At 65.7% G+C, this 12,362-nt stretch carries 8 protein-coding genes; 3 read left to right on the top strand and 5 right to left on the bottom strand.

Translation table 11 applies throughout. From position 1 onward, the window contains the following. The 3 genes from hslO (at position 1) to IP92_RS13105 (ending at position 4,734) form a co-directional block, all read left to right on the top strand. Positions 1 to 939, top strand: a complete 939-nt coding sequence (gene hslO / locus IP92_RS13115) for an Hsp33 family molecular chaperone HslO (protein ID WP_145875488.1) — start codon at positions 1 to 3, stop codon at positions 937 to 939. Between the two features lie 268 nt (positions 940 to 1,207). Beyond that, a complete protein-coding gene (locus tag IP92_RS13110) occupies positions 1,208 to 3,616 on the top strand; it encodes a TonB-dependent receptor (protein WP_145875486.1) in 2,409 nt (802 codons plus the stop codon). Further along, positions 3,613 to 4,734: a glycerophosphodiester phosphodiesterase gene (locus tag IP92_RS13105; RefSeq protein WP_145875484.1), complete on the top strand. Its 1,122-nt coding sequence runs from the start codon at positions 3,613 to 3,615 to the stop codon at positions 4,732 to 4,734. Before IP92_RS13110 ends, IP92_RS13105 begins: the two co-directional genes overlap by 4 nt. 149 nt (positions 4,735 to 4,883) lie before the next feature. On the opposite strand, the gene IP92_RS13100 is transcribed toward IP92_RS13105, so the two are convergent. The 5 genes from IP92_RS13100 to ftsB form a co-directional block, all read right to left on the bottom strand. Next, positions 4,884 to 6,038: a hemin-degrading factor gene (locus IP92_RS13100; RefSeq protein ID WP_145875481.1), complete on the bottom strand. Its 1,155-nt coding sequence runs from the start codon at positions 6,036 to 6,038 to the stop codon at positions 4,884 to 4,886. Positions 6,039 to 6,049: 11 nt separating this feature from the next. Further along, the gene (locus IP92_RS13095; protein ID WP_145875479.1) at positions 6,050 to 8,308 is read right to left on the bottom strand and encodes a TonB-dependent receptor domain-containing protein; all 2,259 of its coding nucleotides are present in this window, start codon (positions 8,306 to 8,308) and stop codon (positions 6,050 to 6,052) included. A gap of 151 nt (positions 8,309 to 8,459) precedes the next feature. Further along, complete coding sequence (locus IP92_RS13090) at positions 8,460 to 9,665, bottom strand: ammonium transporter (RefSeq protein WP_145875476.1); 1,206 nt, start codon at positions 9,663 to 9,665, stop codon at positions 8,460 to 8,462. Between the two features lie 213 nt (positions 9,666 to 9,878). After that, the gene (gene mqo / locus IP92_RS13085) at positions 9,879 to 11,597 is read right to left on the bottom strand and encodes a malate dehydrogenase (quinone) (RefSeq protein WP_145875474.1); all 1,719 of its coding nucleotides are present in this window, start codon (positions 11,595 to 11,597) and stop codon (positions 9,879 to 9,881) included. Positions 11,598 to 11,994: 397 nt separating this feature from the next. Then, positions 11,995 to 12,339, bottom strand: a complete 345-nt coding sequence (ftsB, locus tag IP92_RS13080) for a cell division protein FtsB (protein ID WP_145875472.1) — start codon at positions 12,337 to 12,339, stop codon at positions 11,995 to 11,997. Positions 12,340 to 12,362: the final 23 nt, after the last annotated feature.

Here is a 12,362-nt window from a genome sequence, read left to right as displayed (position 1 = left end):
ATGACCCAGGATACGCTGCAAAAATTCATTTTCGAGAATGCCGCCGTGCGGGGCGAACTCGTCGACATCTCGGCCACGTGGCGCGAGATCCAGTCCCGCCATAATTACCCGCCGGCCGTCAAGCGGCTGCTGGGCCAGATGGTGTCGGCCGCCGCGCTACTGTCGGCCAACCTGAAGTTCAACGGCTCGATCGTGATGCAGATCCATGGCGACGGCCCGGTGCGCCTGCTCGTCGTCGAATGCGATTCCGAACTGCGCATGCGCGCCACGGCCAAGCTGGGCCAGGACGACATCGCCGACGACGCCAGCCTGACCGCGCTGCTGAACCAGCACGGCAAGGGCCGCTTCGTGATCACGCTGGACCCGCACGAGAAGGTGCCGGGCCAGCAACCCTACCAGGGCGTGGTGCCGCTGGATGGCGAGGACATCGCCACCGTCATCGAGCACTACATGCTGCGCTCGGAACAGCTCGACACCCAGCTGTGGCTGGCTGCCAGCGACGATGTCGCGCGCGGCCTGCTGCTGCAAAAGCTGCCGCTGCATGGCGGCAAGGCCGAAGCGAACCCCGTCACGCAAGAGGAAGCACTGGAGACGTGGAACCGCGCGATCACGCTGGCCGCCACGCTGAAGGAAGAAGAGATGCTGACGACGACGATCGACGTGCTGCAAAAGCGCCTGTTCTGGGAAGAGACGATCCGCGTGTTCGACCCGGTGCACCCAAGCTTCCACTGCAGCTGCACGCGCGACAAGGTCGGCAACATGCTGAAGATGCTGGGCCAGCAGGAAGTCGAGGAAGCGCTGGCCGAACAGGGCAAGCTGGGCATCAACTGCGACTTCTGCGGCAAGCACTACGAATACGACGCGGTCGACTGCGCCCAGCTGTTCGCCAGCAACGCGCCGGCCGAAGCGCTGATCCACGCGACCGGCGCCAAGCACTGAGCCGCCCCGCTCCTCACAAAGCCCGCTTCGGCGGGCTTTTTCTTTGCCTCGCTATCGGTGAACTGGTCGCTAAACCACACCGGGGACAGTCCCCAGCTTGCTGAGCTGGTCGCTAAACAACACCAGGGACAGTCCCTGGTTGGGAAAAACAACAGGGGGCCAAGGGAACATTGTTTCGTGAGCGTCATCACGCTGTCACATCCCGTCGATACATTGCGCGTCGTTGCATTTTTTACTAACGCATTGACTAACTGAGCGACGAGCAAATATGAAGAAGCAGATCAAGGCCGCCATGCTGGCGAGCCTGGCCCTGACGCCGCTGGCGATGGCACAACAGGTCGCGAGCGCCGTGGCGGCGATGGAAAGCGGCGCGGTCGCGGTGGCAGCGCCGGCGGATGCAAGTGGCGACGCGGCGGCCGCCGGCGCGATGGCCACGGTGGAAATCGCCACGCGCCGCACGCGCTCGTCGGTGGCATTGAAGCAGGATGAGATCCAGAAGATCCTCCCCGGCACGAATCCGCTGAAGGCATTGCAGACGCTGCCCGGCGTCAGCTTCCAGACGGCCGATCCGTGGGGTAACAACGAGCAGAACCTGTCGCTGTTCGTGCACGGCTTCTCCGGCCAGCAGCTGGGCTACACGATGGACGGCGTGCCGCTCGGCGACCAGCAATACGGCAACTACAACGGCCTGTCGCCGCAGCGCGCGGTGATCTCGGAGAACGTGCGCGGCGTCGTGCTTTCGTCCGGCGCGGGCGACCTGGCCACCGCGTCGACCAGCAACCTGGGCGGCACGATCGAGACCTTCTCGGCCGACCCGCTGGCCGAGCGCAACCTGGCCGTGCAGCAGACCGTCGGCAGCCACAACACGTCGCGCACGTTCGTCCGTTACGACACGGGCAAGATGAGCGGGCAATTCGGCGACAGCAGCCTGTACGTCTCGGCGCTGCACCATGAGGCGCACGCTTGGGACTTCGAAGGCCGCCAGGGCGGCAACCAGGTCAACGCCAAGTTCGTCAACGACAACGCGACGGGCCGCCTGACCGTCTACTTCAACTACAGCGACAAGATCGAGCCGAACGAGGACAGCACCGTCCACTCGGCCACCGAGAAGTACCAGCCGTACACGCGGCCTTTCCTGTTCCCCGATTTCCAGTCCGCCCTCGCCTACCTGTCGCCGACCGGTGCAACGCCGGCCGCCGAAGGCAACAACTACCGCAACTACTACAGCGACGCGCAGCGCGAGGACTACCTGGGCTATGTGAAGTACGACTGGAACCTCTCAGACTCCACGACGTGGTCGAACCAGCTGTACTACCACTACGACGACGGCGTCGGTGTCGTCGCTGGCCCGATCGGCGTGGCCGGCCTGCCGGGCCTGTTCGCCGTCTACTACCCGAACCAGAACCTGAAGCAGGTGTTCGGCAATTCCGGCTACGCGACGCGCACGACGGAATACCGCATCAACCGCAAGGGCGCTCTGTCGACATTGCGCACCGAGATCGGCAACCACACGCTGCAGGGCGGCCTGTGGTTCGAGCATAACGAGTCGTCGGCGTATCGCCGCTGGTACGCGCTGGACGTCAACAACCCCAGCGCGCCGTACGACCGCCCGGAAAACCCGCTGATCACGCAGTACGGCAGCGCGATCGACAACAAGGTCGTGCAGCTGCATCTGCAGGACGAGTGGCGCGTGCGCCCGGACCTCGTTGTACAGGGCGGCTTCAAATCGAGCCTGCAGTTCGCGCACGGCGACTTCCCCGTGCAGCCGAAGCTGGGCGCGATCGCCGGCGGCTCGACCGCGCTGCCGGTCGGCGACATCGACACGAAAAAGTGGTTCCTGCCGCAGCTGGGTGCGCGCTGGGACATCACGCGCGAAGACCAGGCATTCGTCAACGTGCAGAAGAACATGCGCCACTTCGTCACGTATGGCGGCGGGGGCGCTTCGCCGTGGAGCCTCGCGAGCCAGTCCGCGTTCGACCTGTTCAAGTCCACCGCCAGGCCGGAAACGTCCGTCACGTTCGAAGCGGGCCTGCGCACCAGCCGCACCCTGAACGCCGGCGCGCTGACGGGCTTCGACGGCCAGGTCAACGTCTATCACGTGAACTTCAAGGACCGCCTGCTGCAGATCAGCCCCACCCCGGTAATCTCGGCGATCATCGGCGGCAACCCGGTGCTGGCCAACGTGGGCAATGTGAAGACGGACGGCGTCGACATGTCCGGCACGTTGCACTTCGGCCGCACGTTCTCGTTCTACGACGCGATCTCGTACAACCGCTCGAAGTACGACGACAACTACCTGAACGGCGCGACGACGGTGCAGACGGCCGGCAAGAAGGTGCCGGGCAGCCCGGAATGGATGAACAAGTTCGTCGCGACGTTGAACCTCGCGGGCACGGAGTTCCAGCTGATGGGCGACTACGTGGGCAAGCGCTATGCGACGTACACGAACGACCTGTCCGTGAAGAGCTACTTCCTGCTGGGCCTGGGCGTCTCCGGCAAGCTGCCGTTCCTCGACGGCGGCTTCGTCAAGAACGCGCGCTACCGCGTCAACGTGACGAACCTGGCCGACCGGCGCGGCGACCTGAACGTCGTCGTCGGTGCCGCCGACAAGACGTACAATACGTTCCCGATCGCCCCGCGCCAGGGCTTCCTCACGTTGATGGCGGACTTCAAATGAACGCAAACATGATGGGCCGGCGCCACCTGTCCCGCCGCCGCTTCGTGGCCACCGGCGCCGCGCTTGCCGGCGCCCTGCTGCTGCCGACTGCGCGCGCCGCTTCCACACGCCCGCTCGTGTTCGCGCACCGCGGCGCATCGGCCCTGCGGCCCGAGCACACGCTGGCCGCGTATGCGCAGGCGATCGCGGACGGCGCGGACTACGTCGAACCGGATCTGGTGTCGACGAAGGATGGTGTTCTCGTCGCGCGCCATGAAGCGTTCCTGTCGGAGACGACGGACGTGGGCAAGCACCCCGAGTTCGCCAGCCGCCGCACGAAGAAGACGATCGACGGCGAAACGCACGAAGGCTGGTTCGTCGACGACTTCACGCTCGCCGAACTGAAGACGCTGCGCGCCGTCGAGCGCATCCCGCAGTCACGCCCCGGCAGCGCACAGTACGACGGCATGTTCCAGGTGCTGACGTTCGAGGAAGTGATCGACTTCGTCGCCGCGCAGTCCGCAACGACGGGCCGCGTGATCGGCATCGTGCCCGAGCTGAAACACTCGACGTACTTCGCGCGCGCCGGCCTGCCGCTGGAAGAGCGCTTCATCGCCACGCTGGCGGCGCACGAGTACACGCGCCGCGCGCCGGTCGAGATCCAGTCGTTCGAAGTGGCGAACCTGCGCCTGCTGCGCGAGAAGCTGGGCAAGCGCGCCAACCTGCGCCTGATGCAGCTGGTGGGCGTGGGCCCCGTGAAACCGAGCGACGTGGCAGCAAGCGGCGGCACGCTGACGTACGAGCAGATGGCAACAAAGGCCGGCCTGCGTACCATCGCCCAGTACGCCGACACGTTCGCGCCGCCGACCCGTGCGCTGATCCCGTTGCAGAAGGACGCCAAGCTCGCCGCCCCGACGTCGCTCGCGGCCGACGTGCACGCGGCCGGCCTGCGCCTCGAACCTTGGACGTTCCGCCCCGAGAACCGCTTCCTTGCCGCCGACTTCCGCGACGGCGCCGGCGAGCACGCCCGCAACGAAGCCGGCTCGATCGCCGAGATGCGGCGCTACCTGCAACTGGGGCTGGATGGGTTCTTTACGGATGATCCGGCGCTGGGAGTGAAGGCCATCGCCGGGATGTAGTCAACGGATCAGCCGGTGTCACAGCTCAACCACGTGACGACTCCTGTTCAGCCCGTGTCACCGGTGCCTGGCACCAGTGACACAAGCTCAGCCACGTGACGGCTCCAGTTCAGTTCGTGTCACCGGTGCCTGGCACCAGTGACACGAGCTCAGCTCTTCGGCAACGCCGCCGCCAGGTCCAGCCACGGCTGCGGTTGCGGCTTGCCCCGTTCGCGCACGCCGAAGAACGTGACGACCAGGTCGCCGTTGGTGTCGTAGAACTCCACCGACGTCACGCCCGCCCGCTGCAACACGTAGCCTGCCTTGAAGTTCCTGTCGCGCAGGTGCAGGTTGAAGTCCGGGTCCAGCACGTTGAAGTAGCCGGCGCTTTCCTGCACCTTGTTGATCCTGCCGCTGTAGATCTGCGTGACGCCGCCGTTGCCGACGAACGCCATGATCGGCACCTGTTTCGCCGCTGCCTGCTCCAGCAGCTGGCGCACAGCCTGCGGCGTTACCTTCTGCACGGTGCCGGCCGGGGCCAGGCGCAGCGCCTGTTCGCGCGACAGCTTGAACTCGGCCACGATGCGGTTGAACTGGTGGACGTCCGACATCTCCTTCCACGCCTGCTGGAACTCCTTCACGTCCACTGCGCTGTCGGGCTTGTCGGCAGGCTTCGGTACCGTCGGCGTGATGGCCAGCTTGGCGTCCTGCTGGGGATGGCGGAAGTCGGCGACGATCCGGTCGAATACCGGGACCTTCGCCTCGTCCTTCACGTACACCTTGTGCACCGCATTGCCATGCTCGTCGAAGAACTGCAGGCTGCGCGTCACCGCGCCATCCTTGCCCGGCTGGACGACGGCGAACGCATGCTTCCACTTGACGAAGTGGAAGCGCAGGTCGATCGGGCCGCCCAGGTAGCCGCCGGCGATGTTCAGTTCGCGGGCTTCCTTCTCGGCGTCCTGCGCTCCCGCATTTTTCTCTTCCTCGCCTTGCTTGGCGATGCGTGTCGCGACGCCCGTCACTTCGATGACGCCGTTCTCATTGCGTGTCAGCGCCATCACCTTGCCCAGGTCCAGCGCGCGGCGCATGATCTCGCGCGGCGCGTGGTTTGTGTCGGCCAGCCGCGTGACCGTGGTACCGATGCCGGTGGCCAGCAGCTCCGCCTCGGAGACGTTCAACTGCCGCGCGGCGTCGCGGATGCCCAGCTTCGGTTGTTCGGCGCGCAGCGCGTTCCAGCGTTCGGCCAGCGTGGCGGCGTGGGCATGGCCCAGGACCAGTGCGCCGGACAGCGCCAGCAGGCTCAGATAACGACGGTGGGTGTTCATGCTTGTTCTCCTCAGTAGATGACTTTGAACGTGACGGCGCCGTAGCGGCCCGGGCGGGCCTGGCGTTCGATGTCGGCCAGCGCCGTTGCCGTGGTGCCGGCGGCGAGACTGCGCGACGATGCGTAGTCCCAGTATTGTTTGTCGGTCAGGTTGTAGATGCCGGCCGTGACGCTGGCGTGCTTGCCGATGTTCCAGTACGCCGTCAGGTCCGCCACCGTCGCACCGGGCACGGCGAAGCGCGCCGTCGTCGTACCCGCGATCACGTCCGCCTTGGCCTCCTTGCCGTGCACACTGAACACGGACAGCGCGGCGCCGCCCCGCTTGGCCGGGTCGTCCCACGCGAACGTCGCGCTGATCTTGCGCGGCAGGGTCGACGCGAGTTCGCCTTCCACACCGGTCTCCTCGTTGCGCGCCTTGCTGTGCTGGACGCCGGCCGCCACCGTCACGCTGGCACCGTTCAGCGCCGCGGACCACTGCTTCAACGCGAACTGCGCGGAGACCTCGGCGCCCCACGTCTTCGCCGAGCCGACGTTCTCCGGCCGGTACAGGAACTGCGTGATGGTCGGGTAGTTGACGAGATCGAGCGGCTGCTCGGCATACTCGATGAAGTTCCTGTACTTCGTGTGAAAGGCGGCGGCCTGGATCGATACGCCGGGCACCGCCTCGCCGCGCACCCCCAGTTCGAACGCGTTGCTGGTTTCCTTCTTCAAGTCCGCATTGCCCAGCACCGCGTAGCCGGTGCCGGCGCCCGTGTAGCTGAACGAGTCGTAGGTGCCGGTCATCTCGGCGGCCGTCGGCAGACGCGTGCCGCGGCTGTACTTCGCGTAGGCCGTCAGGTCGGGGCGCAGCTTGTACGCCAGCTCCAGGCTCGGCGTGAAGTAGTCGTCCTTCCGTGTGCGCAGCTCCTTCTGGGCGGCCGGCACGGCGACCACGTAGTCCTGCACGTTCTTCGGTTCCAGTTCGCGCCAGTCGTAGCGCAGGCCCGGCGTCAACGTCAGGCTATCCGTCAGCGCGAGTTCGGCGCGCGCGAACGCCCAGAGCTTCGTCGTGTCCGTGTCCACCATGCGGTTCTTGTTCGTGATCTGGTGGGTGCCGGTGGCCAGCACCGTGCGGTCCTCGCGCCACGGGCGGCGCGTCTCGACGTCTTCCGCAGCGATGCCGTACGACAGGCGGTGCGCGCCGAACTCCTTGACGGCATTGCTGGCGATGCCGCGGCTCCTGTTGAAGTAGCCCGTATCGATCGCGCGCTGGTAGCGCTGGCCGCCCGAAACGTAGTACGCATCGGTGCGGTCGTCCACTTCCGCGTTCTGTGCGTAGATGCGCGAATCGAGCCGGTCGAACAGCGCCGTCTTGCCGGTGAATTCGTGGTCGAGCGAGAAGCGGCTGCGCCGCGTGTCCGATTGCTGGTCCACGCCCTGCGGATACAGCGCGCTGACCTTGTTGAGGTAATCGCGCACGTGGCTGGCCTGGTAGGCGTCGATGGTGGCCGTTACCTTGTGGCCCGCCAGCGGATACCACGACAGCTTGGCAAGCAGCGCGTCGGAATCCCAGTCGTCCGGGTTCTGCACGGTGTTGCCGGCCGATTCGTACTCCTTGCCGTCCCGGTGCACGAACAGCGCGAGCAGCTGCATCCCGCCCATGTCGGCGGCGCCCGTCAGCGCATGCATGCGCATGTGGTTCGAGCCGTCGTAGCCGAACTTGTAGTCCGCGTGGACGGGGTGCTCCTTGCTCACATAGTCTTCCGGCGCTTTCGTGACGAGCGCCACGGCGCCGCCCAGGCCGGGGGTTCCCGGGCCGGTCGCCGTGGTGCCGGACGTGATGCTCACTTCGCGGAACGTCTCCGGGTCGAAGTAATCGCGGCCGATGCCGAAGGTGTTCAGCGACGTGCCGTCCGGCTTCGGTGCCGCGTCGGGCAGCGCGATGCCGTCCACGTCCATGCTGACGCGGTTGCCGTCGATGCCGCGGATGTTGAAGCCAGTGTTGCCGGTGCTGTCCCACACGCTGCCCGATCCGCTGGCCGCGTTCGGCACGCTGATCAGCGGCGCGTAGCGGGCGATGTTGCGCATGTCCTGCGCGCCCTGGCGGGCCAGCTCGGCGGCGCTGAGGACGGTCTTCGTACCCGCCGGCGCTTCGTCGCGCCGCGCGGTGACGAGGATTTCGCCGAGGGCGGTGGTGGTGGTCGAGGTGGTGGTTTGTGCGTGGCCGAGCGGCGCCAGCGCGGACATCAGCAGCGCCGGCAGCAGGCGCCGGCGGGCAAGGTGTGCATCCATGGTGTTCCAGTGCGAGAGGTCAGTCGAAAGCTGGCCCCTGATCCGGAACAGGGTGGCTGGCGCAAGAATGCCATCTTAATGCGAATGATTCTTATTTTCAAGCATTACCGATGAGCCTGTGTCACTGGTGCCTGGCACCAGTGACACAGGCTCATCCGGCGATCGTCTCGCGCTCCGGCGTGGCGCTGATCTTGTGGATCGACAGGTCGGCGCCGTCGAATTCCTGCTCCGGGTCGAGGCGCAAGCCGACGGTGGCCTTCAGCACGCCGTACACGAGCGCACCTCCCACACCAGCGATGACGATGCCCAGGACCGTACCGAGCAGCTGCGAAACGAACGAAACGCCGCCCAGCCCGCCCAGCGCATGGCTGCCGAAGATGCCGGCCGCGATGCCGCCCCACGCGCCGCACAGGCCGTGCAGCGGCCACACGCCCAGCACGTCGTCGATCTTCCATTTGTTCTGCGCGAGCGTGAACATCACGACGAAGATCGCGCCGGCAACGCCGCCCGTGACGAGCGCACCCAGCGGGTGCATCAGGTCGGAGCCGGCGCAGACGGCCACCAGGCCCGCCAGCGGACCGTTGTAGGCGAAGCCGGGGTCGTTGCGGCCGAGGACCAGCGCCGTCAACGTGCCGCCGACGAGCGCCATCAGCGAGTTGACGGCGACGAGGCCGTTCATCTTGTCCAACGTCTGCGCGCTCATCACGTTGAAGCCGAACCAGCCGACCGCGAGAATCCACGCGCCCAGCGCGAGGAACGGGATGTTCGACGGCGGGTGCGCGGCGATGCGGCCATCCTTCGTGTAGCGGCCGCGGCGCGCGCCCAGCAGCAGCACGGCCGGCAATGCGGCCCAGCCGCCGACGGCGTGGACGACGACGGAGCCGGCGAAGTCATGGAACGGCGCGCCGAACGTCCCCTGCAGCCACGGCTGGATACCGAACAGGTTGTTCCACGCGATGCCTTCGAAGAACGGGTAGACGAGGCCGACCAGCAAGGCCGTGGCGGCCATCTGCGGATAGAACTTGGCACGCTCGGCGATGCCGCCCGAGATGATCGCGGGGATCGCGGCGGCAAACGTCAGCAGGAAGAAGAACTTGACGAGCTCGTAGCCGTTCTTCGCGACGAGCGTGTCGGTGGCACCAAAGAAGTGCACGCCATAGGCGATGCCATAGCCGACACAGAAATAGGCGATCGCCGAGACGGCGAAATCGACGAGGATCTTGACCAGTGCGTTGACCTGGTTCTTCTTGCGCACGGTACCGAGTTCCAGGAACGCGAACCCGGCGTGCATTGCCAGCACCATGATGCCGCCCAGCAGGACGAACAACGCATCGGCACCGTTCTTATACGCCTCCATTGACCACCACTCCCTATAAATGTGCAAAAGCACCAGGAGTGAGCAAGAACTGTGCCGTTTTGGTGAGGAATGCCGCACAACGGTGCGCGGCATTTCGGTGCTGCATTTCGGCGCTCATCAGCACCTTGCTGGTGCGGCTGCGCGCCAAAATGGGGCTCAGCCATGGCGCGACCAACGCTTCATCGGCGCACGCCCGGCTTCAGCCTGATCGCACTACAGCGCGATATCCGGCACTTTTTTCAGTTGCCCAGGTCCGTCGACCGGCACCGCGCCGCCGACGAAACCCTCCAGACCTGGCGACGCGATCGCCAACTGCAGTGTTTCGGCGGTAGCAGCCCAGGTCGTCGCCAGCAGCTGCGCGTTCTCGTTCAGCTTTTTGCCGTAGGACGGCACGATCTCGCGAATCTTTTCCTGCCACGCGGCCGTCTTCATCCGATCCGGGAATACCTTCTCCAGCAGCGACAGCATGATCGCCGGCGACGTGGAGCCGCCTGGCGACGCGCCCAGCAACGCCGACACCGAGCGGTCCGCCGACACGACGACTTCCGTACCGAGCTTCAGTGCGCCGCCCTTGCCGGGAATGTCCTTGATGATCTGCACGCGCTGGCCCGCTTGCCACAGGCGCCAGTCCGCGTCCTTCGCCTCGGGCATGTAGCGGCGCAGCGCCGCCATCTTGTCGTCCCAGGACTGCTCCAGTTGCTGCGCCAGGTATTTCACGAGTGCGAATTCGTGGACGCCGACCTGCAACTGCGGCAGGACATTGGACGCCGTGGTGGCCTTGCCGATATCGAAGTACGAACCGTTCTTGAGGAACTTGGTGGACCAGGTGGCGAATGGCCCGAACAGCAGCACGGTTTTACCGTCCAGCACGCGGGTATCGAGGTGCGGCACCGACATCGGTGGCGAACCCGTATCCGCCAGGCCGTACACCTTGGCCAGGTGGCGCGCGGTAATGGCTGGATTATCCGTGACGAGGAACTCGCCGCCGACGGGGAAGCCGGCATATTGCTTCGCTTCCGGAATGCCCGTCCGCTGCAGCAACGGCAGCGCGGCGCCGCCCGCGCCGATGAAGATGTGCCGCGCATCGACCGTCTGGACCTTCGAACTGTCGTTGACGTCGAAGGCCGACACGCGCCAGGAGCCATCGTCGTTGCGCGTGATGGAGCGCACCTCGTATCCGGTCGTGACGCGGTTGCCCAGCGTCTCGCCGAGATGCTTGTAGAACTGGCGCGTGATCGCGCCCAGGTTGACGTCGGTGCCGAGCGGCGAACGGGTGGCGGTGACGATCTCGTCCGGCTTGCGGCCTTCCATCATGATCGGCACCCATTTGGCGATCTGCGCCGGATCGGTGGTCATTTCCATGCCGGCGAACCGCGGCGACGCCTTCAGCGCGGCGACGCGCTTCTGGATGAACTCCCGGTTCTCCTTGCCGAACACCAGGTTCATGTGGGGCGTCGAATTGATGAACTCGCGCGGATTGCCCAGCACGCCCTTGCGCACCTGATGCGACCAGAACTGCCGCGAGATCTGGAAGTTCTCGTTGATCTCGATCGCCTTGGTGATGTGCACCTGCCCCTTGTCGTCCATCGGCGTGTAATTCAGTTCGCACAGCGCCGAGTGACCGGTCCCCGCGTTGTTCCAGCCGTTGGAGCTTTCTTCCGCGACCTTGTCCAACCGTTCGAACACTTCGAAGGTCCACTTCGGCTCCAGCTCGGCCAGGTAGACACCGAGCGTCGCGCTCATGATGCCTCCGCCGATCAGCAGCACGTCGACCGTGCGATCCGCCTTGTCGGCACGGTATTGGCGACCGAAGACAGCGGAGGCGCCGCCCAGTACGGCTGCGGTGCCGGCGGCCACGCCGAGAAACTTGCGGCGGGAGACGCGCTTGCCCTTGGCAGGCGCGGCGGAAGTATTGCGATGGTCTTCAGACATGGTGGGTCCTTCCAGGAATCATAGAAAGCGGCAGCCGACCGTCCAGGGACGGTGCGCGCGCGATGATGTGTTCGGGATTTACTGATCGATCGACGGCATGGGGGAACATGCCGGGGTTCGGCGTATCGTGCCGCGTTCGGCGAGGTGGCTGGCGGCCGTCCGCCGGCATTGCAGGTCTGGCTGACCAGGTAGCCAACACTGGCCACGTTTTAAGACTTCAAATGCTTACATGGGCTTGCGCAGGGGCGAGCAACGCTGAAGGCCTAATTATATTTATCTAGGCAAATAGGATACATGAGGGTTTCTGCTTACGCATAGGCACGCAGTTACGCGTTCCCGTCCCGCAGCAATGCGGGCGCGAAGGACGGCGGCGCGAAGGCGCGCCGGGAGGCGGGTGTCAGCGGCGGGCTGGTTTGGCGGGCTCGTCGGCCGCCGGCGGCGCAGGCGTGGCGCCGTCGCCAGGGATCTGGCCCTTGTGCAGGATCTGCACGTAGATTTCGTTCTGCTTGATCATCGACAGCTCGTAGCGCGCGCGTTCCTCGACGGCGCCAGTGCCGTCCTTCAGGTCGCGCACTTCCGAATCGAGCTTCCCGTTGCGGCGCTTCAGTTCGTCGTTTTTCGCATGGGCGTCGTCGACCTGCTGTTCCAGGTCCTTCACGCGGAGCCATCCGCCCTTCCCCAACCATAACGGATACTGGATCAGCAGCAGCAGCGCTGCCAGGGCAAGGGTTATCAAACGCATAGAAAATAAAGAACCGGCCGGGA

This window comes from Pseudoduganella flava (assembly GCF_007830495.1).
GTDB lineage: Bacteria > Pseudomonadota > Gammaproteobacteria > Burkholderiales > Burkholderiaceae_D > Rugamonas > Rugamonas flava.
The sequence above is the reverse complement of the archived record's forward strand: the minus strand, read 5'-3'. Positions and strand labels throughout refer to the sequence as shown.